Here is a 25,493-nt window from a genome sequence, read left to right as displayed (position 1 = left end):
GCAATCAGCCTGCGGCGTTCTGCGCGACCAAATGGTCGGGCGCGATCTCCACCAGAGGCTGAATTTCGGGCTCGTCGCCGACCCTGCGCACAGGGCTCGGGATTTCGCCTTCGAGCATGGGCCGGTCGGGCCGCTTTGTCGGGTCGGCGATGGGAACCGCCGAGAGCAGTTTCTTCGTGTAGGGATGCGTGGCGCGCTCGAACACGGCCTCGCGCGACCCCGCCTCCACGATCTGCCCCAGATAGAGCACGGCGACGCGGTGGCTGACCTTCTCGACCACGGCCATGTCGTGGCTGATGAACAGGTAGGACAGGCCCTCGTCAGCCTGCAGCTCCATCAAGAGATTGATGATCTGCGCCTGCACCGACACGTCGAGCGCCGACAGCGCCTCATCGGCGATGATGAGTTTGGGCCGCGAGGCAAGTGCGCGGGCGATGCAGATGCGCTGGCGCTGGCCGCCGGAGAATTCATGCGGGTAGCGCCGCGCATGCTCGGCCTTGAGGCCGACGCGCTCAAGCAGTTCATCCACACGCTTCTGCCGGGCGGCGGCGCCTTCGATCAGGCCATGCGTGACAATGGGCTCTGCGATGGAGAAGCCGACCGTGCGGCGCGGATCAAGCGAGGCGAACGGGTCCTGAAAGACATACTGCACCTTCTGGCGCAGGCTGTGACGCTCGGCCGACGACATGGCGGAAATGGCCTTGCCCTCGAAGAAGATCTCGCCGCCTGTCGCTTCCTGAAGCTGCTGGATGGTGCGGCCGATGGTGGACTTGCCGGAACCGGACTCGCCGACCAACGAAAGGGTCTCGCCCGGCCAGATGTCGAGGCTGACCTTTTCCACCGCGTGAACGCGATGGGTGACGCCGCCGAAGAAGCCCTTCTTGATGTCGAAACGGGTTTCCAGGTTCTTCAGCGTGAGGATCGGGGACTGATCGTAGCGCGCGGTGTCCTGAAGATGCTCCTCGCCCACGAGACGGGGCGTTTCGCCATCCATGACGGCAACCGGCAGGCGCTTGGGATATTTCTCGCCGGCCATGGAGCCAAGGGTGGGGACGGCGGACAGAAGGGTCTGCGTGTAGGCATGCTGCGGATTGGCGAAGATCTGGTCAACCGGGCCTTCCTCGACCTTCTGGCCGCGCCACATGACGACCACCTCGTCGGCCACCTCGGCCACCACGCCCATGTCGTGCGTGATGAAGATGACCGCCATGCCGAGCTTTTCCTGCAGGTCGCGGATGATGGAGAGGATCTGCGCCTGAATGGTCACGTCGAGCGCGGTGGTGGGCTCGTCGGCGATCAGGAGTTTTGGCTTGCAGGCAAGCGCCATGGCGATCATGACGCGCTGGCGCATGCCGCCGGAAAGCTGGTGCGGATAGCGCGACAGCAGCGCGCGGGCATCCGGCAGGCGCACCATCTCCAGAAGGTCGCCGGCCTGACGCAGCGCCTCTTTTCTGGAAACGCTTTCATGCAGCATCAGCACTTCGGTGATCTGGTCGCCGATGGTGAAGACCGGATTGAGCGAGGTCATCGGCTCCTGGAAGATCATGGCGATGTCCTTGCCACGAACCTTGCGCATGGTTTCGACCGGGGCCTTGGCGAGATCGACCGGACCGTTACCGCCATTAAACAGGATCTCGCCATTGGCGATGGTTCCGTTCATGTGATCGATCAGCCGCATGATGGAGAGCGAGGTGACCGATTTGCCGGAACCGGACTCGCCCACAATGGCCAGCGTGCGCCCCGGCGCGACCCTGAAGCTCAGATCGTCCACGACCCGGTTCGAGCCGAATTCGACGGCGAGTGAACGAATTTCCAGTAACGTGTCCTGTCCGAGCTGCGGCATAGGTGCTCCCATTTGAAGGGTAGGCCGAGATGTCTCATTGAACCCGGCTGCATCTGGCCCCAACTGTTAGTCCAGTTTGACGACAGACGCATGTTTTCCGCGCGTTATGAGCGGCCTCCCAATCAAAAGAAAACATTTCCAGATATTTTGTCAATAAATTATCATTGAAGGACGCCGATTTCCTCATAACCGCCTATCTATCGGGGCTTTTCCAACACAACTGACGTTGCGAGAGACAATCCTCTCGACACGCCCTTGACAGCTTCGTTTCGCGAGATAGGCTTAAGACCTAATAAGATTTTGGCATCTGGGCCTCGTCGGGAATATTGTTGTTCCCGTCGGGGCCTTTTGCGTTTTAGGGAACCAATGTGAGCGTCTATCCGGTCGGAGTTTTGTTTTCGCGTAGCGGCGGCTATAGCCGGCCGGCCGAGCAGGGTTACTTCGGCGCGCTGGCGGCGGACACATGGTGTGGGAAGCGGCGGGGCGATAAGTCGGCTTAAAAGAGCCTGACGAAGAAGACCAGGCTCATCACCGTGCCGACCAGAATGACCACCGCGCGCACCACGGCAGGCGGCAGCGCGCGGGCCAGCGGCGCACCCGCATAGCCGCCAATGGTGGCGGCTGCCATCATCACCAGCGCCTGCGGCCATGCAACGATGCCGGCAAGCGCGAAAGTGGCGACCGAGATGGCCGAGAGGATGAAGGACAGACCGTTCTTCAGGCCGTTCATCGTGTTGAGGTCACGCATGCCCCAGAGCGAAAACAGGGCGAGCAGGACAATGCCCAGACCGCCATTGAAATAGCCGCCATAGATGGAGACGACGAGGGTGCTGATCCGCCCCTCACCTGCCTCGCCACCGCCCGAACCGTGGCGGCGCGCCCAGGTTTGAATGCGGGCGCCGAAGGCGAAGATGAGCGTGGCGGCTGCCAGCAGGAAAGGCACCACCATCGAGAACGCTTCGTTGGAAGACACCAGCAGCAGGAGCGAGCCGATCAGCCCGCCAATGGCCGTGAGGCCGGCAATGCGCAGAAGCCTGGACCGGTCGAAAGCCGCGAGCTCCGAACGGAAGCCCAGCGCGCCGCCCAGATAGCCGGGAAACACGGCGACGGCGCTTGTCGCGTTTGCCGCAACGACGGGCACGCCCGTATAGACCAGCGCCGGGAAGGTGAGAAACGTGCCGCCGCCTGCGACCGTGTTGAGCGTGCCGGCAAAGAACGCCGCGACCGCCAGGATCAAATACTCTTCCATGCGTCCCCCACGCTCTGAAAAACCGGACTTGCATCAACCGCCTGGATCGCGGCGGATCCGAATGAACCACGGCGATCCAGAGCCACTTATCCGATCCGCCCGAAAAGGGCCAATGGCCTGCGCCGGCGGAGCATTGGCACAGACGGGTGCGCGCGCACGGAAACAACGTGGGATAGTATGAAAAGAAGGCCTTCAGCCTTTGTTATGAATGTGACATTAGGGAAGTTCTCTGGAGACTTCGAACGTTTCGCCCCTGCGAAACCCTTTCGCGACACGCCTGGAAAGCATGATGGAGAACACCCCTGCGATCAACATGACCGGCTTTGTCGGTCCTGCGATCATGCTCCTTTTCGCCCTCGGCTTCGTCTGGGTGTGGCTCGTGGACCGGCGGCAGCTGAATTCCGCCATTCTTGCAGCCGCCTGCGCCTTCCTGAGCGTGGGCATGACCTTGCAGCTTCTGGAATGGCCGGCGGGACCGGGGCCGAATGTGCTGTTTTCCGGCTTTTTCTATACGCTGGCCGTGTTGCTGGCGAGCGACGGCATGTTACGACGCGCCGGCAAACGGCTCAGCCTGTTAGCCGGCATCGCTCTGATGATCGCCATCATGGCGCCGCTCTGGTATTTCTCCTATGTCGAGCCAAGCCTGCTGATGCGCATCTATGTGCAGAATTTCGGCTACGGCGCCATACTTCTCGTCAACGCCCTGCGCCTGCGGCCGGCAAAAGGTGCAAGTGCTGCGGACCGGGTGCTCTTCTGGGTGCTGCTGGTCTTCGCCATTCACTTCTTTCCGCGCACGCTTTTCACCACCGGCCCCGCGATAGCGCATGACGGCATTGCGCCGGATGGATCACTGTTCTGGCAGACACTCCAGCTCTCGCTCTCGGTGCTGGGGGCCATGCTGGCGCTGGCCGTGCTCGCCACCATTCTGACCGACATGATGGAAGACCTGCGGCGCGATCGCGACCGTGACGGGCTGACGGGCATTCTGAACCGCCGTGGTTTCGAGGAACGCGCCAACAGGCTTGTGAATTCGCGGCGCAGAGCAGCCATGTCGCTCATCGTGTGCGATCTCGACCACTTCAAGCTCCTGAATGACACCCATGGCCACAGTGCCGGTGATGCGGCGCTGAAGGTCTTCGGCACCATGCTTCTGGAGACGGCGCGGTCCACCGACATTGTGGGTCGGATCGGCGGCGAGGAATTCGCGCTGCTCCTGCCCAACACCGACCTCGCCGGCGCGCGCGACATGGCCGAACGCCTGCGCCGGAACCTTGCAGCCGACGACTTTCCGCTGACGCAGAAGGGCATCGACCTTTCCGCAAGCTTCGGCGTGGCGGAGAAGGCTCCGCAGGACACGCTTGGCACGCTGTTCAAGCGGGCCGATGGCTATCTGTATGAGGCCAAAAACGACGGACGCGACCGCACCGTTGCGCGGGAGGTTTCCGAAGCCGCGCCGCCACCTGCAGGGGACTCCCAGTCCGGGCAGACGGGCTCTCAGACACATAACGGCTGACCACTTATAACGAAAAAGGCCGGGCGCGAGACGCCCGGCCTTTTTTTGCATCTCGTGATCCCGGTCAGGCGAGCGCGCGTTTGGCCATGGCCTTGATGAGATTGGCGCGATAGGCGGCATCGCAATGGATGTCGGACATGAGGCCATCGGCGGAGACGGACACGCCATCCACGGCGGCAGAAGACCAGTCTTTCGAAAGAGCCTGCTCAAGCCCCTCATGGCGGAAGACGCCATCCGAGCCTGCGCCGGTGACCGCCACACGCACCGCGCCGTCACCGCCTTTCGCGACGAAAACGCCCGTCATCGCATAGCGCGAGGCCGGGTTCGGGAATTTCGCGTAGCCGCAGGTTTCCGGCGCGTCGAAGCTGACCGCCGTGACGATCTCACCCTCATCGAGCGCGGTGGAGAACAGCCCGGTGAAGAAATCATCCGCAGCGATCTCGCGCCGGTTGGTGTGGATCGTCGCGCCAAGCGCCATGAGGCCTGCCGGATAGTCCGCCGCAGGATCATTGTTGGCGATGGAGCCGCCAATCGTGCCCTGATGGCGCACCGCAGGATCGCCGATGCCGCCGGCGAGCTTGACGATTGCCGGGCAGACCTTTGCGAGCTCAGCATTCTCGGCGACGGCCGCATGCGTGGTCATCGCGCAGATGGTGACGCTGCGACCGGACACGCGGACGCCCACGAGATCGGCAATACCGCGCAGGTCGATCAGGTCTGACGGAGCGGCCAGCCGATGCTTCATGGTGGGGAGCAGGGTCTGGCCGCCGGCAAGAAGCTGCCCGTCGGAGGCTGCGGCGAATTTCTCCGCTGCATCGTCGACACTGGTGGCGCGGTGATAGGTTACGTCATACATGGCAGGCCTCCCTATTCTGCAGCGATCTTGGTTGAGGCAGCCTGCAACGCCGCCCACACGCGCGGCGGCGTGGCCGGCATCTGGAGATCGTTGTTGCCGATTGCATCGGTGATGGCGTTGATGACCGCCGGCGGCGTGCCGATGGCCCCCGCCTCGCCGCAGCCCTTCATGCCGAGCGGGTTGGACGGGCTCTTGGTGGAATGATGATGGATGACGAAGCTCGGCACATTGTCGGCGCGCGGCATGGTGTAGTCCATGTAGCTGGCCGAAAGGAGCTGGCCTTCATCGTCGTAGACCACGGTTTCGAGCATGGCCTGGCCAACGCCCTGGGCGATGCCGCCATGCACCTGGCCTTCCACGATCATCGGGTTGATGATGGTGCCGAAATCATCGGACGCGACGAACTGGATGATTTTCGTCTCGCCGGTTTCCGGGTCGACTTCCACCTCGCAGACATAGGTTCCTGCCGGGAAAGTAAAGTTTTCCGGATCGTAGAACGCGCCCTCCTTGAGCCCCGGCTCCATGCCGGCGGGCAGATTGTGCGCCGTGTAGGCGGCAAGACCGACCTCGTGCCAGGCCATGGCGCGGTCCGTGCCGGCGACCTTCACCTCGCCATTCTCAACGACCAGATCGTCTTCGGAAACTTCCAGCACATGGGCGGCGATCTTCTTGACCTTGGCTTCGACCTTGTCGAGCGCCTTGACGATGGCCGAGAGGCCGACCGGGCCGGACCGCGAGCCATAGGTGCCCATGCCGAACTGCACCTTGTCGGTGTCGCCATGGACGATCTGGATGTTCTCGATGGGCAGGCCGAAACGCTCCGCCACGACCTGGGCGAAGGTGGTCTCATGCCCCTGCCCGTGGCTGTGGCTGCCGGTGAGCACCTCGATCGTGCCCACGGGATTGACCCGCACTTCCGCGCTCTCCCAAAGGCCGACGCCCGCGCCCAGCGAACCGACGGCTGCCGAAGGGGCAATGCCGCAGGCCTCGATATAGGAGGCGAGGCCGATGCCGCGCAGCTTTCCGCGCTTGGCGGCTTCTTCGCGGCGGGCGGGGAAGCCCTTGTAGTCCGCAGCCTCCAGCGCCTGATCGAGATTGGCGGCGAAGTCGCCCGCATCATAGGTCATGATGACGGGCGTCTGGTGCGGGAACGCCTTGATGAAATTGGCGCGTCGCAGCTCTGACGGGTCGACGCCCAGCTCCCGCGCCGCCGTTTCCATGATCCGCTCCACGAGGAAGCACGCCTCCGGACGACCGGCGCCGCGATAGGCGTCCACCGGCGCGGTGTTGGTGTAGACCGTGCGCACATTGCAGTAGATGTTGGCGATGTCGTACTGGCCCGAAAGCAGCGTTGCGTAGAGATAGGTCGGCACCGCCGAGGAGAACAGCGACATGTAAGCGCCGAGATTGGCGACCGTATCGACCTTGAGGCCGACAATGCGGTTGTTCTCATCAAAGCCGATGCGCGCGGTGGAGACATGGTCGCGGCCATGCGCATCCGTCAGAAACGCCTCGGAGCGGCTCGACGTCCATTTGACCGAGCGCTTCGTTTTCATGGACGCCCAGAGGCAGGCGATCTCTTCGGGATAGATGTAGATCTTGGAGCCGAAGCCGCCGCCCACATCCGGCGCGATGACCCGGAGCTTGTGCTCCGGCGCAACCTGATAGAAGGCCGACAGCACCAGCCGCGCCACATGCGGGTTCTGGCTGGTCGTGTAAAGCGTGTAGTGGTCTTCCGCCTCGTCATAGGTGGCGATGGCCGAGCGCGGCTCCATCGGATTGGGCGACAGGCGGTTGTTGACGATCTCAAGCTCGGTAACGTGGGCTGCGCCCGAAAGCGCCTTGTCGACCGCTGCCTCCTCGCCGATGCCCCAGTCGAAGATCAAATTGCCGGGCGCATTCTCATGCACCTGCGGCGCGCCGTCCTTCAGCGCGTCGACCGCGTGGACGACTGCCGGCAGCTCCTCGTAATCAACGACCACCGCTTCCGCCGCCGCACGGGCGGCCGCCTGCGTTTCGGCCACCACGAGGACAACCGCATCGCCCACATAGCGCACCTTGTCGGTGGCGAGCGCCGACCATGCGCCCATGTTCATGGGGCTGCCATCCCTGGAATTGACGGCCCAGCCGCAGATGAGATTGCCGATGCCGTCACCGGTGAGCTGCTTGCCGTTGAGGACCGCGATCACGCCGTCCATTTTCTCCGCCTCGGCACTGTCGATGCCGGTGACCTTCGCGTGGGCGTGGGGGCTGCGCACGAAGGCTGCATAGGCCTGCCGCTCATTGCGGATATCGTCGGTGTAACGGCCCTTGCCGGTGATGAAGCGCTTGTCTTCCTTGCGCAGGACGCGCGCGCCAATGCCTTGTTCCGTCATGTCTATCCTCCCTCAGCCTGCGGCCATCTTCGCCGCGCCATCCTGAATGGCCCGAACGATGTTGTGATAGCCGGTGCAGCGGCAGATATTGCCTTCCAGCTCGTGGCGGATCGCCTCTTCGGTCAGCTCCTTGCCGGCGGCCTGATAGCGGGCAACCATGTCGGTTGCCGACATGATCATGCCGGGCGTGCAGAAGCCGCACTGCAGACCGTGATTTTCCTTGAAAGCCGCCTGCATGGGATGAAGCTCGCCATTGGCCAGCCCCTCGATGGTGGTGACCTCGGCCCCTTCGGCCGACGCGGCGAGCGTGGTGCAGCTCTTCACCGCGCGCCCGTTGACATGAACGACACAGGCCCCGCACTGGCTGGTGTCGCAGCCCACATGCGTGCCCGTGAGACGCAGATGCTCGCGCAGGAAATCCACCAAAAGCGTATTGTCCGGCACAGAGGCGCGCGCCGCCTTGCCGTTCACCGTCATCGAGACTTCGGTCATATATTCCTCCCTTGCCTTGGGCCGCGCCCGCGCCTGCGGGCCGGAATCCTAGGTTACGATCCGTCCTGCTCCTTCACATGGATCAACGAGATGGCAGGACAATCCATTGGCGCCATTGGCGCGTCCGGCGGTCTGCTTCGGCATGAAGCGCCGGGACGACGCCGGAAAACCGGATGAAATGTGCTGAACGCTTCTGTGGCTGTGCCGGGCGCACAGCAAAGATGCGGCATGCATGCGCATAGCGGCTGCCCTCACCGCTTCATGGAAACGGGGAAACGCCCACTCATCTTGATTTGTGGCAGGTCCAGAGGGGAGATTTTCCTCCATCTTCCCTGAAACCGCGCCAGCAATGCAATTCGCCAAACGAGGCCTCCCGCGCCCGATTGTGGCCGCGCAACGCGACCGAATGCATTTTCCAGTTCACTCCCGGAAATCATTTAAGCGGCGTTTTACTCGAATGCCAAGGCCCCTTTGGTATAGGGCAAGAAAAGGCCAAGATCAGAAGCCGTTGGGCGCAGGATCATGCATTTTGAAGGCATTGCCCTCCACCCGGTAGATGGAGCAGTTGCGCTCGACCGCGCCCGATGACGAGAAGCGGAACGAGCCAAGCACGCCCCGGAAGCCGGAGCGCGAGGTGAGCGTGCCGCTTGTCAGCCCGGCAGCCCCTCTGGCGCGGGCGATGCCGATGGCGAGGGCTGCGGCATCGAAACCATAGGCCGCATCCCGCGACATGGCCCTGCCGAATTCGGTGCGGAAGCGCTCGGTAATCTCGCCGACGGCCAGCTGGTCGACACGGCACATGAGAACGCCTGCGCCTGCGGGACCGGGCGGAAAGTCGGGCGTGGCGAGGATGAGCGCGCTGGCCGGCAATGCGCCGGTGGCGCGAAGCCCCGCCAGCGTGGCTGCCGGCGAACGCAGGCCGGGGGCAAGAACGATGGCCTGCGCCCCCTGAAGCTGCGCGGCTCTGGATGCAAGCTCGCTCGTGGAATTGGCCGAGACCGGAATGTCTGCGATGACCGTGCCGCCTTTGGCAGAGATACCGGAACGCAGGCGCGCAAGACTGGCCTGATCTGCATCCGCAGCGTGAACGATCACGATCTTCTTGCGGCCCGCGCCAATGGCGTAGGCCGCAGCCTCGATGCTGCTGTCAACCGCGTCGGACAGGAAGGCGAAGACGCCGTTCTTGCGCTGAGCGCCATTGGTGACGAACGCCACCACAGGCGGATTGCCGCCCGATGGAACGGCGTTCAGAAGACCGGCCTGCGCCGGGCCGATGATGATCTTCGCGCCGCGTTCGACGAGCGCATCAACCGCGGTTTTCGTGCCTGAGGCATTGGCTTGTGCGTTGTAGATGGCGAGCGTGACCGCATCTCCGCCAAGCTGCTGCGCGGCGAGCTTCGCGCCAGCGCGGTAATCGCGTTCGGAGGCGCGCGCGGTGCCTGCAAGCCCGGTGACCATGCCGATTGTCACGGGCCCGGAGCCGATGGTCTCGAGCCCGGCTGCGGAGGATGCAACCTTGCTGTCTTCGACGTTGAGCGTGTCTTCGACGCCGGATGACTGGCAGGCGGCGAGAGCCAGCATGGCGCAGACCGCAAGTGGCCGCGTCAGACGCGCGAGCAAAAACGCGCGATCACCAGAGCGCTTTTGAGCAATTCCGGACGGAAAACCGGTTTCCACTTTTCCTGAAATTGCTTCAGGGCGCAGCAACGGCTCGGAAGACACTCTCATCGGGACACCAGGCACCCGGATCTACGGCAGATCAATACATGTACCGAACCATGCGCGAGTGGAAACACTCGCACTTGTTCAGATAGTCCTCATCCCGATAGGCGGACTGGAGATAGCCATAGGCCTTGCCGCAGGCGACCTTGGCCTCGGAGGCCCAGACGAAGGCGGGGCGACCCGAGTTGATCCATTGCGGGCTATCGGCAACGGCGACGGCCTCATCCATGAGGCGGACGACCTCATTGGTGAGGGTGGCATTGTTTTCGATGGTGAGAAGTTTGGCATTCCCGGCCACCGGGCAATAATCGCCGGTGGAGAGATCGGCAGATTGCGCCCCGCCGGCCAGAATGGTCCCGACAACGACAGCAAGCCCCAAAGTAAGCTTCTTCATAAGTCCCCCCTGGCGTTGCCGCCTGTGGTGTGTTGTGTTCCCTAGCCGGGAAATTACACGGTTCCCGGCGGTTTATCAAACATGCGGCCGCGCAATGGCGGCCGCATGTCATGTCATTTCACTCAGACTGTGCCCGAAGTGTCACTGCCATCATCGTCGTAGAGGATCTTGATGGAAGCCGGGGTCTGCGGCACGTCGAAGGTGGCGACTGTCACCCAGTCGTCGCCGCCGGCGGTTCCGTCCGCATCCACCTGCAGTTCCTTACCGTCGCCGGGGTTGAGCCGGACGAAATCACCGACATTTTCACCGGACGTGGTCGAGAGCGAAACCAGTTCGGTGAGGTCCACGACGTCCTCGGAGCTGAAGCCGATGATCTCGTCCGGGTTCATACCGGTGAGCGCGGAAGGATCGAGCACCACCGTATCGACGGCATTGTCGGTATCGGTGAGATCGTAGGTGTTCTGCCCTTCGCCGCCGATCAGCACGTCTGCGCCGTCGCCGCCGATGAGGAGATCGTCACCTTCGCCGCCATCCAGAAGATCGGCTGCATCGCCACCGACGAGTGAATCGTCGCCGCCCATGCCGAGCAGTGTCGAACCGCTGTCATTGCCGACGAGAACTTCGTCCGCATCCGTTCCGGTGATGGTGCTGCCCGAGACGCCGGTAACGCTGACATGGGCGTCATCAGTGAAGCCACTGCCATCGGAGACCGAGTAATCGAACCCGCCGCTGGAGAAGGATGTAGCAGCGCCTTCGATCCTGACGTTGTCGAAGCGGACGCTGGCAGTCTCGAATGGGTTATCGGAATTCGTCAAAAGCCCTCCGAATGCCAGTGTATGATCGCCTGCCGACAGGTTGACCGTCGTGGTAAAACTGCGCCAGCCGCTGTCGCCAGTGTGCCCGTTGTCGTGCTGACCATAAAGCTGATCAACGATGCCAGAATTGCCCAGCATATTCCCGTCGACGTCAGCCAAAACTCTGACGTCTTCGCCCGCATCCGTCCACTTTGACAACGTTACGTAATAGCTAAAGGTGATGGTCACTGTCGCGGCGCTCGCAAGGCTGAACGTTTGCGTAAAAGCACCATTCATGTTGCGGTTGCTCACTCCGCCCAGATCCAGAGACAGCGTACCGCCCCCCGAGTCCCAGGAGCCTGAAGCCCCATATCCCGAACCCGGATAACGCCCGTCATGGTAGGAGACCGAACCCGTATCACTGTTGAAGTTCTCACTGACCAGAACACCCGAGGCGATTGCAGGTGTGAATGTCACGTCATCCGACAGATTGACATTGCCGTTCTGAGGATTGCGGGTGCCATCGACACCGAGCGGCGTTCCCTGGTTGATGTCATTGTGCAGCAGCGCTGCCGTCGGGATATCGATCGCCGAGTAGTCGGTGATGTTTGTCAGCACCACGTCATCCGTTGCGCCCGGAGGCGGCAGGATGTCGATTGTCAGCGATGCACCGCTGGTGTCGCCGTCATTGTCGACCAGAACATAGTCGAAGCTCTCGGTGCCGGGCGTTGTGTCACCATCGGCCTGATAACTCCACGCGCCGGTCTCGAAGTTGAACGAGAGTTCGCCGCCAAGCGAACCGTCCACGACAAGGCTCGACCCGCTGATTGCCGGCTGGCCGCCATCGTTGAAGATCTTATCCGGGCCTTCCTGATAGGTGTAAGTGACGCCATCCACCGTGATGGAGAGAATGCGACCATCGTCTGCGCCGAGGATGTCGTCATCACCACCGCCCACGGCATTGTCGTTGCCGAGCAGGACATTGCCGGAGACATCCACCTGATTGGTAAGATCGAGCAATGCGGTGACCAGACCATCGAAATTCGAAACCGACACCACCACATCGCTGCCGTCGGCCTCGTCGACATCCTGAAGCTGTTCGACATCGATGTTGTTGCCGATGCCGACCGTCTGCACGGTCACGTCATTGTTCTGGACGAAGTTGTTCCAGGCCGTCTGCGTGCTGCCGTAGAGCGAATGTCCTCCAGCGCCAATCTGCTCGTTCGGATTGCCATCGCTCAGGAAGAAGACCTGATTGTTGTGATCCGAAAGGGGCGTGTAGGCATCCATGGTTTCTTCAATGGCCGCCGTGAAGTCGGTGCCGCCATTATAGGGGCGGGAGCCGCCTTCCGTCGGGTTCCAGTCATCGATCTGCGCTGCGAAGGACGCATAGTCGGTGAACGGCCCGGCAGCACTGGCGCTGGATGAGAAGGCGACCAGCTCGATCTGCACATTGCCCGAGGTTCCATCGAAGAAGGCCTGACCGGCCGCCTTGACCGCGTCTAGCATCGCATCCAGTTCGCTGTTGCTGACACTGCCGCTGAAATCGAGAACGAAAGCGATGTTGAAGTTTTCGGTCCCGAGCGTCAGGCTTGCATGGTCAGCAACGGCCTCCGGTGCATCGTCGAGCACATTGACCTTCAGCGTATCGACGGCCGAATAGTCGCCATCATTGTCCTTTGCACGAACATTGAAGCGTTCCGCCACACCTTCGGGCGTGCCCTTGCCGGGCCGCACATTGTGGTCGAGCGAGTTCTGGTTGAGCTGATAGGAGCTGGAGTAACCGCCACTGCCATTCGCCGTGACCGTCAGCAGGCCGAACTTGCCCTGCACCGTGCCGCCGCCCGTGACATCGACCCAGTTGCCATTGGCGTCGCTCACCTCGAGCGTGTCCAGCGTGTCGCCCGATGCGAGCGCAATGCTGAGCGCGCCCGTATCCACCGTGCTTGCCGTGCCCTCTTCAGAGCCGCCTGCAAGACCGGCCTCGTTGACCTCGGCGGTGAACGCGCTGATCGTGGGGGCTGCGTCGGGCTGCAGCGTGAGGTCGATCTCGGCAGGAGCCGTATCGCCATCTCCATCAACGATCTCGATGGGCAGAGTGAAGTCCACCGGATCCGTACTCACCACGGATGTGCCGAACCCGGTCATGGCGAAGTCATCGCCCGAGATATAGAGCACTTCGAGGCTGTTATAGCCATCCGCCGTGAAGCTGGTGATTGTGACCTGCGTGTCCAGCACGCCGGTGACCTGCGCCACGCGGGCGCCGCCCACCATGACGAAATCGACGGTGTAGCTGCGGTCGGCAAGACCGCCCGGGCTGCCAACAGTGACCGTGGTCGGGTAAGTGTCCAGCGGATCATAGGTGATGACCTGGTTTTCACCGTCATAGGCGATCACGATGCTCGTGATATCGTCGCCGGTTCCGTCTCCAACCGTGGTGTTGCCGTCCGGGTCATCGAAAGCGCTCAGTTGGATGGTGGTGTCTGTCGAGCCATCTCCGAAGGTAACGGCGGCGCCATTCACCGTGTAGTGGCCATCGAACAGATGATCCTGCTGGGCGGGATTGCCCTGATAATCCGCCGGCGAGCCGGCTGGGTCGCCCGTGAGATCCTGAACAAAGTCCAGACGGATGCCTTCACCGGCACCGATGTTCTGGCCACCGGAACCGCCGCCGACACCCGCCGAAGCGGCATTGCCGTTGATTGAGGAGCCGCTAGCGCCGATCGGCGTCAACAGCAGGTCACGGGAATTGTCGTCCACCGGCGAGCCGCCAGGCGAATTCCCGTCCTGTCCATTGGGCACGAAACCGGCCCAAGGATCGTTGCCGCCGACGAAATCATAGATGCCCGGATCGAAATCGACCTGGGTGAAGGCATCGACCGGACGATCCATATCCACCGTGTAGGTACCGTCTGCAGGATCAAGCGTGACCGTGAAGACCGTCGTGCCCCCTGCCCCGCCGACCTTGGCGGTCAGAACCGTTCCGCCGGCAGACAGGTGGTAGGTGACCGGCTGGCCGCCGGACGTGAGGCCACTGTCCTGCCCGTCCGTCACGGTAAAGCGCACCGTACCTGCGCCATCGGCGCCGTAATTGTCGGTGACCATGCCATCGACGTCCAGATCGAACTCCTGCGGTGCGCCCGCGGAATTGCTGAGAACGGCATCCTCTGGAACGATAACGGTCGGACCATCATCCTCAAAGGTGATGCCGAGCGCATTGGCGCTCGTCGCCGACGCGGTGTCGCCATCGCCGTCCGTCACCGTCTGGACGACCGAGACGGCCGCAGCGCCAGACAGCGCAAGCGCGTCGTCATGATCTGCGCCCGGACCACCGTCAACCGTGTGTTCCAGCGTCTCGTGCTGGGTGACCGTGACCGCGCCGGTCGCGCCGTCGATGCTGATGGTGAAGGCGGGCGTGCCGCCGGCGCCGCCCGCGACGCCCTGGTACTCGGTGTCGGACACTTTGACGAGAATGATCTCATCGCCCGGAAGGCTCTCACCCGTCAGCCACAGACCCGTCTGCGCGCCATCGGTCGCCGACAGCGTGTAGGCAACGGAGCCGGAACCATCTGCGCCATAGGCAGGCGCTGCGAACAGGCCCGAGATGACCGCACCCGAGATCGTGCCGGGATTGATCCCGTCAGCGCCGGAACCCGTGCCATCGGATTCGTCCAGAAGGACAGACGCCGTCATACCCGCTACGGCACCGACTGCAGGTCCGTCATCCTCGATCACGAACACCCCGGCCGACAGATCGAGATCCGCCGTCACGCTGTCGCCGTCCTGATCCGTCACCGTCTGCTGCACAACAAGCGTACCCGCTGCAAGCGACAGCACCTCGGCGTCATCCGCATCGCCGGCGTCGCCATGCCAGATGTTGTTCAGCTGCGTGAACGTCACCGTGCCCGTGTCATCAACCGCGATCGTGAAGTAATCCACGCCATCGGCCGAGCCGGTGATCGTCTGGCCGTCCGCGCTCAGGCTGAGCGTGATCTCCGTGCCCTGCGTGAACGTGCCATCGACGCTGTTCAGCGCATGAAGGCCGGAGGCTGTGCCATCGACTGTGGCCGCAAAGCCATAGGTGGTCGTGCCGGCACCATCCGTCCCGTAGTTCACCGCGGCGAAGTTGCCGGCAAGCGCAAGCGTCTGGATTGCAACGCCATCGCCAGCACCTGGAAGCGGGCTCTCATCCAGCGTCAGGGCGCCGGCCGCAACAGCCGTCACTTCGCCAAGAACAGGACCATCATCCTGAAACTTGATCAGCGCGCCGAGTTCGGCCGTGTCGCTGGCGGTGTCGCCATCGCCATCGGTCAGAACAACGTTCAGCGAAACGAGGCCGCTGTTCATCACCTCCGGCGTCAGGCTTTCGTCGTGAGCTTCAGCGTCCGAACCGGGGTTCTGGTCGTGGAACAGCGCACGCGACTGGGAAACGGTGATGTCGCCCGTGTTTGCATCCACGCTGATGCGGAATACCTCGTCACCGCCGGGTTCCGTGCGGCCAACGATCGCGCCGCCTTCCTCGCTCAGAACGACCGGCTCACCCGAGAGCGTGTCGGTCAGGCCGGTCGCGCCGGCGTTCAGGACCAGCGAGTAGACCTTCGACTGTTCACCATCGGCACCCGGCGTCGCCGTTTCCGTGAAAAGAGCAGAGCCGGGAACGGTGAGGTCAGCCAGAAGGCCGCCCACATCGCCGTCGTCGGCATCATTGTCCGTTTCATCAAGGACAATCTCGCTTTCTTCCGCAGGTGCGAGGTCGATCGCCGGCCCGTCATCAGTGATGGTGACGGTCAGTTCGTCGGACGCCGTGTCGCCATTGCCATCGGTGACGACGAAATCGAACGTGTCGGTGACCACGTCGTCTGCGCCGGTCTGGCCGGCATTGGCGTGATCGATGGTGTTGGTGGTCAGCACATATTCGAAACTGTAAGTGCCATCGCCATTCGGCGTGACGATCAGCTCGCCATAGACACCCTGAATGCTGCCGCCATTGGTCACGTCGACGCTGACGCCGGACGCATTTGTGACGACAAGCGAGCCAAGGCCATCATCGCCCGGATCGACAAGGATATTGCCCAGCGTGCTGGTGGTGCCGCCGCCGGATCCGCTGGCAAGCGCGCTCTCGTTGACCTGTCCGGGCGGCGCTCCCAGGCTCACAATGCTGAGCTCGGGGAAATCGTTTTCACGGATCGAGGGGAACAGCTCGCGCCGCTCCAGCGTGCCGAACTGCAATGCAGTGGGCGGCAGCAGATCGATCACGGGGCCGGCATCGCCGATATCGCCATTGGGGGTGTTGAAGCCGCCGCCGCCGCTCTGGGACGCGGCGGACACCACGGTCAGCGCGCCATCGGGACCGGCCGCGACGTCGATGCCGTTGGCCTGAAGGGCGGCAGCGAGCGCGAGTTCGGGGATTTCCACATCGCCGATCAGGAAGGTGGGCACCTTGAGAGCGGCGTTGAGGATGGTGACGGTAGAACCATCGGGCTGCACGAGAACCAGATTGTTCCCGTCGAGCCTGATCTCGTCGATCGAGACCCCCTGCGGAAGGCGGACAACATTGTCTGCGTCGGGCGTGATCGTTTCCGGCACATCCGGCACGGCTGCCTGCGAGGTCGGCTCCGCGACCGGCTGACCGGTCGCCGGATCGACGGGCGTCGGCTCGGCGGCAGTCTCGTTCTGCGCGAACTGGAGAGCGTTCTGCTCTGCCTGGCTCAGGCGCGTGCTGGTTGAAGACTGTTCAGCGGCAGTTGCGCGCTCGTCGGTGGTATTCGTGCGGTCATTGTTGGCCATGGGAACCCCCAGAAACAGATGTTCCCGGGAGCCAGACACGCCGCTTTAGTCGGCACAATATGAACTGAGCATCATTGATATATCATCATATTCCGAACGGACGAAAATTTCCCGTTGGTTAATGCTTGAATATAAGCAATTATACATTTGCCTATAATTATCCCTTTTTGACAGCCTGCGCCGGCTGCTCCCGCCGGCCATTCTGCCCAGAGACCTGAATGGTAAACAGAGATGAAATAGACAAAATCCCATTTTAAATAAATTGAACAACATATCTAAGTATAAAATAACCCAAACAACTTAATCGGCATTTCATTTGCGCCTCTTATCGTCATTGCAAGATCAGGGGACGATCAAATGAAAAACTCCAGAGGCCTATACATAGGTGCAAGCCTTGCGCTTGCCATCTCGGCATCCGCCTCACTTGCCATGCAGAATGAAGCGCAGGCGGGGGCTTATGCGCCATCGCCGGTGCAGGTTTCCTTCATCTCCAGCATGAGCGCCATGTCGGCGGCCGCGACAATGACGGCGGCGACCCGGGGGCTTGCCGAACTGAAGATGCAGTGGGAACGGGCGGCTTCGCGCGCCGCTCCCCAAAATGCGCGCTTTGCGGCAGGCGCCGGCAAAAGGCCCGCCGGAGAACGCAGGCAGGCGGGCAATGCCGCCACGGGCGTTTTCGGCTCCGTGGCCATTCCCTTTCGCGCCCTGCCATCCAGCGCCAGCTGGAAAGCCGTGTACCCATCCATAGCGCGCGCCGATTTCGCCGCCTGTACGGAGGCCGGAGACTGCGCGCAACGGGCGAAAGACCTGGCGCAGCTTGTGCGTGACGTCAAAGCAGGCCCGTTCTCGCGCAAGCTTGCGGAGATCAACCGGGCGGTAAACCGCAGAATTGCCTACGTCTCGGACCGGAACAATTATCGCCAGCTGGATCTTTGGGCGAAACCCCGGGACATTCTCCAGCGCGGCAAGGGCGATTGCGAGGACTATGCCATCCTGAAGATGGCGGCGCTCAACGCTGCGGGCATTCCGCTCGGCAGTATGTCGATCGTGGTGCTTCAGGACCAGCGGCGATCCCTGTTTCACGCCGTTCTCACGGTTTCCACGAGCCAGGGGCATTATGTGCTCGACAATCTGCACGACCGCGTGATGAAGGACACCGCCTTTGGCGACTACCTGCCGCTTTACTCGCTGAGCGCAGACCGCTCCTGGATCCACGGTAGAAAGCGCGACGGCTCCATGGTCGCAACGCTTGAAGGACTGCCCTCGGATCTTTCTCCGGGAGAAGGCTTCGACAATGCGGCGGTGCCCCAGAACCGGGTGACCGGCGTGAATGGCGGTTAGGGTCAGTTCGGCAGGATGAAACCGACAATCGCGTCAAGCCCGGCCAGCGGCGCAAGGATGGCGTTGAGACGACCGCGGATAAGCTGACGGTCCACACCGATCACAAAGCCCACCATTGCCGGTCCGCTGCCCTTCATCTTCAGCTTCTCGATCAGCTCTGAAAACTGGATATCGAGCGACAGGCGCACACCCCGCGCCGTGGCATCCGACGGCAGGCTGGACAGCCGCGACTGCACAAAGGCGATGAAAGGCGGATTGTGGGCCATCAACTGCCGGTCACCGGCAAGGGCGAAACAGGGCGACGGGCAGGCCATGACCATGTTGCGCACGGCCTGTCTGCCGGTTCTGGCCCGCATCAGATCGAGCTCGCCTTGCAGGTGGGAGACGGTTTCCACCCTGAGAGCCGATGTGAGGTTCGAGCCCTGTTCAAGCCGGTTCTCGCAGGCCTCAATCACATCGCCGACACTGCAGTCCTTCTCATCCGCGATCTCCTGCAGGGACGACCAGAAGATCTCTTCCAGCCGGATGCCGCGCCGCGCGGCCCCGACCCTGAGGACGCGAAACCGGGGCTGGAAGGCCCAGTCTTCTTCACCGTGCGTTTCAACCGCTTTGTCCATGGCTGTCACCGCTCGCGCAGCGCTTCGGTGCGCGCCTTGTTAATCGGCTTCATCAGATAGGCGAGAATCGTCTTCTTGCCGGTCATGATGTCGGCAGTCGCGATCATGCCGGGAATGATCTTGTGGCTCCTGCCATCCCGAACCAGCTCGGCCTGATCGGTCTTGACCCGCACCTGATAGAAGGTTTCGCCCGTATTCTGATCCACGAGGCTGTCGGCGGAGATGTTCTCCACCTCGCCTTCAAGCCCGCCATAGATGGAAAAATCATAGGCGGAAACCTTGATCAGCGCAGGCTGACCCGGCCGTACGAAGGCGACATCGCGCGGCGATATCCGCGCTTCGACGAGCAGCGTGTCGGATGTGGGCACCACGCCGGCCACCACGGTGCCGGGCTCCACATAGGCCCCGATCGTGTTCACCTCGAGCGTGTTGATGATGCCATCGACCGGCGAGCGGATATCGGTGCGCGCAACCCGGTCGGTTGCCCCGCGAATGGTCTCTTCAATGACCGACAGTTCCGCCAGCGCCTGTGTCTTTTCCACCAGCGCTTCCTGCTGAACCTGGAGCGCCAGCTCCTCGATCTGCAGCGTCGCCTCCTTGATGGAGGCTTCGATGCGCTCGACCGACTCGCGCGTGGATTCAAGCTGGCCCCGCGTCTCGGATAGTTCCTTCTGCACCCGCAGAAGCTCGGTCTGCGCCACCAGCTTGCGCTTGACCATGGGCTCCAGAAGATCGGCCTCACGCTGGGCGAGCGACAGGTTTTCTTCCAGCCGGGAGATGTTCGCGTTCGCCTCGTCGAGCTCATTCATGCGCTGCGTGCGCCGTTCGATCAGCACCGAGCGTTTGTTCTTGATGTTGTCGGCGCGGGCGCGCAGCAGGCGCGCTTCGTTCTGGCAGATGCCGGGCGCAACCTCCTGCAAGGATTCCGGGCAGATATATTCGGCTTCTAGATCGCCTTTCTCTTCCAGCTCAAGTCTGGCGACCTGGGCGCGCAGCGCGCGGGCGCGGGCGGCGGACTCGCCGAGCGACGACGCCGTGACCGTATCATCAAGCTGAAGGATGAGGTCGCCCTTGCTGACGGTCTGGCCGATCGTGACAGCGATTTCCTGCACGACCCCGGCTTCGCTCGACTGAATGATCTGCGTCTTCGAGATCGGAATGATCTTGCCTTCGCCGCGCGCAATTTCCTGCACCTCGGCGATGGACGCCCAGCCAATAAATGTCATCAAGAGGGCTGCAATAACGACTAACCCCAATCGCGCAGCCAGTGGTGGACGGTCCATTTTCAATCCGCCTTTCGTCTTTTTATGTAAGGTCGCGCGCCACGCGGGCAACGCCTGGAGCTATTGCCCCCTTCCCGAACGCCCACCCACGGCGTTCTTTTGCAGTTCTGCGATTACCCTCTCCTTGGGTCCGTCGGCGATGACACGGCCCTGATCGATGACCACCAGCCGGTCGACGAGTTGAAGCATGCTGTGCCGGTGCGTGGAGATCACCAGCGTCACATCATCCCGGAAGGCGGATTTGAGCCGCGCGATGAGTTCGCGCTCGCTTGCCAGATCCATTGCGCCAGACGGTTCGTCCATGAACACGATCTTCGGGTCACTCAAGAGAATGCGTGCAATCGCGACCGCCTGTCGCTGACCGCCCGAAAGCTGACTGCCACGCTCACCCACCGGCATGTCATAGCCCCTGGGATGACGGGCGACGAACGCATCGACACCGGCGGCCTTTGCGGCTTCGACCAGCTCATCATCGGTCGCGCCGGGCTTGGCCATCAGGAGGTTTTCCTTCACCGACCCGGAAAAGAGGTCTGCCGCCTGCGACGCGAAGACGACCGCGGAACGCACCACGGACGGGTGATACTGGCGGATATCCACCCCATCGATGAGCAGATTGCCGCTCGACGGCGGATAGAGCCCGGCAAGCAGACGGCCAGCCGTGGTTTTGCCGGAGCCAATGCGCCCGATGATGCCGACGCGCTCACCGCCCTTGATGGCGAGGTTGAAATCGTTGAGCGCGGGGCTCGCGGCCCCCGGATAGGTGAACCCGACATTGCGGAAGGCAACATCGCCGGTGCGGATTTCGCGGTTCACGAAGCCCGTGCTCTCCGGCCGGTCTTCGGGCTGCTCCATGATGGCGTTCAGAATGCGCAGCGACAGAAGCGCCTGGCGCATGCGCGACAGGGTCATGGCGATCTGGCCGAGCGGCGCGACGGCGCGGCCCGACAGCATGACCGTCGCGATGATCGCGCCCGTCGAGATATTGCCCTCGGAGAACTCGTAGGCGCCCGCAACGACAAGCGCCACGGTGACCAACTGCTGCACGAACTGCGTCATGTTCGACGCCCAGGAGGACAGCTGCTTGATGCCCTCGGAGGTTCGCGAGGCGTTCTTGGCAAGTTCGCTCCACCGGCGCAGCAATGTGCGCTCGGCGCGCAGCGACTTGACCGTTTCGATTGTCGCGATGGTTTCCACGAGAAGCGACTGGCGCTGCGAAGCCTCATTGTTGGCGGCGGCGACACGGCGGCCGATGCGCGCCTGCGCGATGAGCCCGATGATCAATGCGAGCGCGAAGGCGGTTGCCGGGATCAGCGCCAGCCAGCCGGCAACGCTGTAAATGACCAAGAGGAAGACGAAAACGAAGACGCTGTCGATCAGCGTGCTGATCGTGTTCGAGGTGAAGAACTCGCGCACGAACTCATACTGCGTAACGCGGCTTGCATATTCGCCGGTCGACATGGGACGCGACGCCATGGTGGCGTGCAGCACTTTTTCGAAAAGCAGATAGGAAAGCTTCAGATCCGCTTTCCGGCCGGCGTAATCGATAAGGGCTGCGCGAACGCTTTTCAAAAGCAGGTCGAACAGGATTGCCCCGGCGACGCCGAGCGCCAGAACCCAGAGCGTGGCGGTTGCCTGGTTGGGCAACACCCGGTCGTAGACATTCATGACGAAGAGCGGTGATGCCAGCGCCAGAAGGTTCACGAACAGCGCGGCTATCGCCACCTGCGCATAGGACCGCCAGAACGGCGCAAGCGTGGTGGTGAGCCAGTGGCGCTTTTCCATCTGCTGAGGCAGACCGGCATCCGCGCTTTCGGACTTGTTCTCATAGATGATGCTGAAGGAGACGATCAGCCCGACTTTTCTGGACAGGACATCCTTGAGCCTGACGCCTTCTTCCGCGATGGGATCGGGCAGAAGCGTGGTGCGCAGGCGGTCGCCATCGAGCGGCTCCAGAAGAGCCTGCGCCGTGCCATCCGCATAGACGACAAGCACCGGCAGATCGATGGATCCGCTGGCGAGATCGCGCCGGCTGTGCTGCTCCACTTCCAGACCGATACGCGCGGCGAGCCGCTCGATATCTTCCAGCGACGGATTGCTCTCGTCGAAGGGCGTATCGGAAAAGAGGACGGTTTCGGAACTCGGGCGCGCGAGAAACTGCGCGACCTCCCGAAAGGCAAACCTGAAACTGTCTGCCAGGAGCGGCGTGTCGGCTGTAGGGTTGCGAAGCTGTTCCACCTTGCGCCCTTGCCTGCTGCCCCGACCGGCTATTGAGACCGGATCGGAGCGAGAAGATCGAGCGGCAGATCGTTGGTCTGCCGCGATGGCAGTCTCTTATATGTTTCCGTCGGCGCGGTTTCAGGCACGTTGAACTCTGCCCGCGCGTAGGCCTCCGACTGTTTCGCACTGGAGAGGTTCATCGTATCGAGCAGCGTGCCGGTGGCCGCCAGAATGCGATACTCGGCAAAGCGCGCCGCATATTGCGCGGTCTTGGACAGGACATTCACGCTGAAGCGTGTGTTCTGCGCGCCGAGAACATCAAGCAGCGAACGCTGGCCAACCACGAGCTGCTCGCGGTAGGAACTGACCAGCTGGGCATTCGTCTGCGCCTGCTGACGCAGGGTCTGCGACAGATCGATCTGCCGCTGGCGGCGATCCCAGGAAATGCGGACCGCTTCCTCGACCTCACGATAGGCCTGATGAAGGACCAGACGCTGCTCGCTTGCGCGGCGGATCTGCTCCTGCTCGTTGGCGACGTCGATGCCGCCGCGATAGAGGTTCCACTTGGCGACGACGCGCGCCTGCAGATCGTTGGTGCGGCCGTCCGAACCGTCAATGTCGTAACCGGCGCGGGCGCGGCCCTCGGCGCTGATCTCGGGCAGCATGTTCGAGCGCGCGGCATCGACCAGCGCATCGGCTGCATCGATATCGGCGTTGGCGACCTTGATGCGCGGGTTGTTGGCGCGCGCAATGCCGATGGCCCTGTCGAGCGAGGCCGGCAGCGCCGATGCCACGGAACCCGGCATGGAGGGATTGCTGAGCGGCTTGCCGACGAGCTTGTAGAAACGGATCTTGGCCGCTTCCAGCTCTTCCTCGGCTTCCTTGAGACGCGCCCTGGCGGACAGCGAACGCTCCTGCGCCTGCTGACGGTCAGCCTCGGTGAGTGCGCCGCCGGAAATCAGCGAGCCGATATCGCCCAGCATCGACTGGTGGAAGCTCACATTCTTGCGCGCTTCATTAACGATCTCGACCTGAAGCAGATATTCGAGATATTCGCGCACCACCTGAAGGGCGATTGTTTCCGAACGCTCGAGCACACGGAAGGAAGCGGAATCCACACGCGCGGCCTGACGATCAAGCTCGGCGCGGCGTCCACCGCCGTCGAACAGTTTCTGCGTGATGGAGAGACCGATCTCCGCCGGGTAGAGCGGATCGTCCTCAATGCCGGTGCCACGGCGCGAGGGATTGTCGAGGCGACGCGCGCCGACCGACGCTTCAAGATCGACACTCGGGAGATAAAGGCCCCGCGCCTGCCGCAACTCGAACTCGATGGCTTCGCGATTTTCAATCGCCTGCCCGATCTCGGGATTGGATTCCAGAGCGACCGCCATGGCTTCCTTTACGGAAAGGGCGTTTGCAGCAGTCGAAAACACAACGGCGCCACTCATAAGAGCGGCAGCCAGAACGCGCGTAATGCGTGGCTTCAGCGTCATTATCCCCCCTTTGACTGCGCGTTCCCTGCGCAGCAAATGGAAAAGCCCGATCCCACATCGGGTCTCAATATGATGTTATGCTAGGACAACCATTCACAACTGGCTATGTCCCAAGTCGTGCTCCTACCCATTTTGGAGTAGTTTAGTCGCCTCATTTAAATAGCGGTGTTGCGCCGGCGCAACAAAATCCACTTCCTGTTAAGCATTTCAACCCTGAAATGCAGGAATTCAGTCAGCCTTACTGCCCTATCTCACGACCACGAGAGCGCCAATTTTGACATTGTTATAAAGGGTTATAACATCATCATTGGTCATGCGGATGCAGCCGGAAGAGACGGCCTGCCCGATTGTCCAGGGCTGGTTCGTTCCGTGAATTCTAAACAGGGTTGAGCCCAGATAGAGCGCGCGGGCGCCCAACGGATTTTCCGGACCGCCTTCCACGAGGGTCGGCAGGATACGCCCCTCATTTGCCTCACGACGGATCATTTCGGCGGGTGGACGCCAGTCCGGCCATTTCGCCTTTCTGGTGATGCGTTCACGGCCGCGCCAGGCGAAACCCTCGCGCCCGACGCCGATCCCGTAACGCACCGCGGTGCCGTCGCCACGCAGATGATAGAGGCGGCGCTCGCCCGTATCGATCACAATGGAGCCGGCAGGCAGGTTCTCGGAATAAGGCACGACCGCCGGCTTGACGGCGGCGTCGCCCCACGGCGCCTTGAAGGAGAGCGTGCGCTCACGGCGGACCCAGCGGCCCGTTGCCGGATCGAACTGGCGCACGGTGACCGTCTCTTCGGCGACTGCGCCACCAATCAGCCCCGGCAACACCGGGAGCATGAAAGCCAGCAAGAGCAGAAGCCGACAGAGCGCAGACATCATCCACGTCCTGTCACGAACGCGGTCCATTCCTGAAATGCTCATTCAGCCTCCTGCCCGGCCAGTTCAAATGTCTCGTCTTCTATGCGGATGGTGGTGGCGTTGGGCGCCGAGATGGATCTCTTGCGCCCATCCGCGCAGATCAGCGTCGGCCATTCCCCGACCTTGCAACCGACTTCCGCATAGAGGTTTGCCAGTGGCGCACCGCGCGCGATCACAAGCGCCCCGTCAGCAAGCCGGATGACATGCTGATCCTGCGGACCAACAAACGCCCAGACACCGCCATCCCCGGACGCTGCGTCAAAGCCACGGCCATAGATAGCATCGCCATTTCGGCCGACCAGCATGTGTCGATTGGCGGACATCGCCCAGGCATAGCGTTCCAGAACGCCGGGCTGGCCATTGTAGAGCGTGGTGATGTCGGTTTGCGCAGCGTTGTCGAGGGGCATGGCCGGCTGAAACACCCGAGCCCCGGGTTCATCCGCGCTGCCGGCCCCGCAGCCAAGCAGGAAAACGGCGACCAGCAGAAAACTTCGCATACGGTTCATTGCCGCCCCTTGCAGCACCGCCGCGCCCCCGACGGGAAAGCGCCGATGCCGTCAGCAAAAGCTGCGCCGCCCATGCAACCTGCTGCATGGCGGCGC

Annotated in this window: 16 protein-coding genes; 2 read left to right on the top strand and 14 right to left on the bottom strand. The window is 62.5% G+C overall.

Going from position 1 to position 25,493, the window contains the following annotated elements; genetic code table 11:
- Window positions 1-4 precede the first annotated feature (4 nt).
- Both ACRTG1_RS05685 and ACRTG1_RS05680 read right to left on the bottom strand, forming a co-directional pair.
- A complete protein-coding gene (locus ACRTG1_RS05685) occupies window positions 5-1,843 on the bottom strand; it encodes an ABC transporter ATP-binding protein (RefSeq protein WP_224873371.1) in 1,839 nt (612 codons plus the stop codon).
- 496 nt (window positions 1,844-2,339) lie between these two features.
- Window positions 2,340-3,092 (bottom strand): sulfite exporter TauE/SafE family protein, encoded by a 753-nt coding sequence (locus ACRTG1_RS05680; RefSeq protein WP_432515886.1) that lies wholly within the window; start codon window positions 3,090-3,092, stop codon window positions 2,340-2,342.
- A 289-nt stretch (window positions 3,093-3,381) separates the two neighbouring features.
- Between ACRTG1_RS05680 and ACRTG1_RS05675 the strand changes: the two genes are divergently transcribed.
- Window positions 3,382-4,605 carry a GGDEF domain-containing protein gene (locus ACRTG1_RS05675; protein WP_432515885.1) on the top strand — a complete coding sequence of 408 codons (1,224 nt, stop codon included), beginning with the start codon at window positions 3,382-3,384 and terminating at the stop codon, window positions 4,603-4,605.
- 64 nt (window positions 4,606-4,669) lie between these two features.
- Here the strand turns inward: ACRTG1_RS05675 and ACRTG1_RS05670 are convergent, their stop codons facing one another.
- The 6 genes from ACRTG1_RS05670 to ACRTG1_RS05645 all read right to left on the bottom strand — a co-directional run bounded on the left by ACRTG1_RS05670 (window position 4,670) and on the right by ACRTG1_RS05645 (window position 17,025).
- The gene (locus tag ACRTG1_RS05670) at window positions 4,670-5,461 is read right to left on the bottom strand and encodes an FAD binding domain-containing protein (protein ID WP_432515884.1); all 792 of its coding nucleotides are present in this window, start codon (window positions 5,459-5,461) and stop codon (window positions 4,670-4,672) included.
- An 11-nt stretch (window positions 5,462-5,472) separates the two neighbouring features.
- A complete protein-coding gene (locus ACRTG1_RS05665; RefSeq protein ID WP_206544557.1) occupies window positions 5,473-7,836 on the bottom strand; it encodes a xanthine dehydrogenase family protein molybdopterin-binding subunit in 2,364 nt (787 codons plus the stop codon).
- 12 nt (window positions 7,837-7,848) lie between these two features.
- Window positions 7,849-8,328, bottom strand: coding sequence for a (2Fe-2S)-binding protein (locus ACRTG1_RS05660; protein WP_113154102.1), 480 nt, complete (start codon window positions 8,326-8,328; stop codon window positions 7,849-7,851).
- Window positions 8,329-8,826: 498 nt separating this feature from the next.
- The gene (locus ACRTG1_RS05655) at window positions 8,827-9,948 is read right to left on the bottom strand and encodes an ABC transporter substrate-binding protein (protein WP_432515883.1); all 1,122 of its coding nucleotides are present in this window, start codon (window positions 9,946-9,948) and stop codon (window positions 8,827-8,829) included.
- A gap of 139 nt (window positions 9,949-10,087) precedes the next feature.
- Window positions 10,088-10,444: a hypothetical protein gene (locus ACRTG1_RS05650; RefSeq protein WP_113152804.1), complete on the bottom strand. Its 357-nt coding sequence runs from the start codon at window positions 10,442-10,444 to the stop codon at window positions 10,088-10,090.
- 122 nt (window positions 10,445-10,566) lie between these two features.
- Entirely contained in the window at window positions 10,567-17,025 is a 6,459-nt protein-coding gene (locus ACRTG1_RS05645) for a DUF5801 repeats-in-toxin domain-containing protein (RefSeq protein WP_432515882.1), read from the bottom strand.
- Window positions 17,026-17,382: 357 nt separating this feature from the next.
- Here ACRTG1_RS05645 and ACRTG1_RS05640 point away from each other — a divergent pair, with 357 nt between their 5' ends.
- Window positions 17,383-18,366: a transglutaminase-like cysteine peptidase gene (locus ACRTG1_RS05640; RefSeq protein WP_432515881.1), complete on the top strand. Its 984-nt coding sequence runs from the start codon at window positions 17,383-17,385 to the stop codon at window positions 18,364-18,366.
- Window positions 18,367-18,368: 2 nt separating this feature from the next.
- Here the strand turns inward: ACRTG1_RS05640 and ACRTG1_RS05635 are convergent, their stop codons facing one another.
- From ACRTG1_RS05635 to ACRTG1_RS05610, 6 genes are all read right to left on the bottom strand, one after another.
- Window positions 18,369-18,983 carry a ribbon-helix-helix domain-containing protein gene (locus ACRTG1_RS05635; RefSeq protein ID WP_206544555.1) on the bottom strand — a complete coding sequence of 205 codons (615 nt, stop codon included), beginning with the start codon at window positions 18,981-18,983 and terminating at the stop codon, window positions 18,369-18,371.
- A 5-nt stretch (window positions 18,984-18,988) separates the two neighbouring features.
- Window positions 18,989-20,266, bottom strand: coding sequence for an HlyD family type I secretion periplasmic adaptor subunit (locus ACRTG1_RS05630; protein ID WP_432515880.1), 1,278 nt, complete (start codon window positions 20,264-20,266; stop codon window positions 18,989-18,991).
- Between the two features lie 60 nt (window positions 20,267-20,326).
- On the bottom strand, window positions 20,327-22,501 hold the full coding sequence (locus ACRTG1_RS05625; RefSeq protein ID WP_432515879.1) for a type I secretion system permease/ATPase: 2,175 nt from the start codon (window positions 22,499-22,501) through the stop codon (window positions 20,327-20,329).
- Window positions 22,502-22,530: 29 nt separating this feature from the next.
- Entirely contained in the window at window positions 22,531-23,976 is a 1,446-nt protein-coding gene (locus ACRTG1_RS05620; protein WP_432515878.1) for a TolC family outer membrane protein, read from the bottom strand.
- A 246-nt stretch (window positions 23,977-24,222) separates the two neighbouring features.
- Window positions 24,223-24,894 carry a L,D-transpeptidase gene (locus ACRTG1_RS05615; RefSeq protein ID WP_420507161.1) on the bottom strand — a complete coding sequence of 224 codons (672 nt, stop codon included), beginning with the start codon at window positions 24,892-24,894 and terminating at the stop codon, window positions 24,223-24,225.
- Window positions 24,891-25,388 (bottom strand): hypothetical protein, encoded by a 498-nt coding sequence (locus ACRTG1_RS05610; RefSeq protein ID WP_432515877.1) that lies wholly within the window; start codon window positions 25,386-25,388, stop codon window positions 24,891-24,893. The genes ACRTG1_RS05615 and ACRTG1_RS05610 overlap by 4 nt, the downstream gene beginning before the upstream one ends.
- Between the last annotated feature and the right edge of the window lie 105 nt (window positions 25,389-25,493).

The sequence above is a fragment of the Nitratireductor sp. PBL-C9 genome (genome assembly GCF_050877045.1).
In the GTDB taxonomy this organism is placed as follows: Bacteria; Pseudomonadota; Alphaproteobacteria; order Rhizobiales; family Rhizobiaceae; genus Nitratireductor; species Nitratireductor aquimarinus.
Note: the sequence above shows the minus strand (reverse complement) of the source record. Positions and strands in the feature narration are given on the sequence as shown.

What these genes read in the sequence shown, in the direction of transcription:
- ACRTG1_RS05630 (WP_432515880.1), bottom strand. Translation starts at nt 20,266, where the DNA reads ATGGACCGTCCACCACTGGCTGCGCGATTGGGGTTAGTCGTTATTGCA.
- ACRTG1_RS05665 (WP_206544557.1), bottom strand. Translation starts at nt 7,836, where the DNA reads ATGACGGAACAAGGCATTGGCGCGCGCGTCCTGCGCAAGGAAGACAAG.
- ACRTG1_RS05635 (WP_206544555.1), bottom strand. Translation starts at nt 18,983, where the DNA reads ATGGACAAAGCGGTTGAAACGCACGGTGAAGAAGACTGGGCCTTCCAG.
- ACRTG1_RS05615 (WP_420507161.1), bottom strand. Translation starts at nt 24,894, where the DNA reads ATGAGCATTTCAGGAATGGACCGCGTTCGTGACAGGACGTGGATGATG.
- ACRTG1_RS05645 (WP_432515882.1), bottom strand. Translation starts at nt 17,025, where the DNA reads ATGGCCAACAATGACCGCACGAATACCACCGACGAGCGCGCAACTGCC.
- ACRTG1_RS05670 (WP_432515884.1), bottom strand. Translation starts at nt 5,461, where the DNA reads ATGTATGACGTAACCTATCACCGCGCCACCAGTGTCGACGATGCAGCG.
- ACRTG1_RS05660 (WP_113154102.1), bottom strand. Translation starts at nt 8,328, where the DNA reads ATGACCGAAGTCTCGATGACGGTGAACGGCAAGGCGGCGCGCGCCTCT.
- ACRTG1_RS05610 (WP_432515877.1), bottom strand. Translation starts at nt 25,388, where the DNA reads ATGCGAAGTTTTCTGCTGGTCGCCGTTTTCCTGCTTGGCTGCGGGGCC.
- ACRTG1_RS05680 (WP_432515886.1), bottom strand. Translation starts at nt 3,092, where the DNA reads ATGGAAGAGTATTTGATCCTGGCGGTCGCGGCGTTCTTTGCCGGCACG.
- ACRTG1_RS05640 (WP_432515881.1), top strand. Translation starts at nt 17,383, where the DNA reads ATGAAAAACTCCAGAGGCCTATACATAGGTGCAAGCCTTGCGCTTGCC.
- ACRTG1_RS05650 (WP_113152804.1), bottom strand. Translation starts at nt 10,444, where the DNA reads ATGAAGAAGCTTACTTTGGGGCTTGCTGTCGTTGTCGGGACCATTCTG.
- ACRTG1_RS05620 (WP_432515878.1), bottom strand. Translation starts at nt 23,976, where the DNA reads ATGACGCTGAAGCCACGCATTACGCGCGTTCTGGCTGCCGCTCTTATG.
- ACRTG1_RS05675 (WP_432515885.1), top strand. Translation starts at nt 3,382, where the DNA reads ATGGAGAACACCCCTGCGATCAACATGACCGGCTTTGTCGGTCCTGCG.
- ACRTG1_RS05685 (WP_224873371.1), bottom strand. Translation starts at nt 1,843, where the DNA reads ATGCCGCAGCTCGGACAGGACACGTTACTGGAAATTCGTTCACTCGCC.